The sequence below is a fragment of the Helicobacter pylori genome (genome assembly GCF_001998165.1).
GTDB lineage: Bacteria > Campylobacterota > Campylobacteria > Campylobacterales > Helicobacteraceae > Helicobacter > Helicobacter pylori_DL.
This window is the reverse complement of the sequence record NZ_MTWR01000132.1, coordinates 429-793: the sequence shown is the minus strand read 5'-3', so window position 1 is coordinate 793 and position 365 is coordinate 429. Positions and strand designations below refer to the sequence as shown.

At 39.5% G+C, this 365-nt stretch carries 1 protein-coding gene; it reads right to left on the bottom strand.

Annotation, left to right across the window (positions count from 1 at the left end):
• A partial coding sequence (locus tag BZK24_RS09750; protein ID WP_242423443.1) for a transglycosylase SLT domain-containing protein occupies nt 1-365 on the bottom strand: 365 nt, incomplete at both ends.

Here is a 365-nt window from a genome sequence, read left to right as displayed (position 1 = left end):
CAATAGGGATGAAATTCCCAAAAATTTCTTGATAAATCAAGTAATTGAGCATGACCCTAAAGCCATACATGCGAGTCTCGCTATAAGGCATAAGCTCCATGCTAAGCCATGGCTCAAAATGATTTTTTTCTTTAAATCGTTTGGAGCTTTCTAACCACCTCCTTAAAAACCCAGGCCCAGCGTTATAAGCGTAGGCGACAAAAAGGGGGTGGTTGAATTCTTTTTTCAAATGGTTCAAGTAATAATTACCAAATTTGAGAGCGATATTGGGGTTAAACATGTCGTTTAGATCAATGTTATCCATGCCAAGGCTTTTAGCGAAAGGCCCTACATTAAAGGGCATGATTTGCATAAGCCCTAGAGCA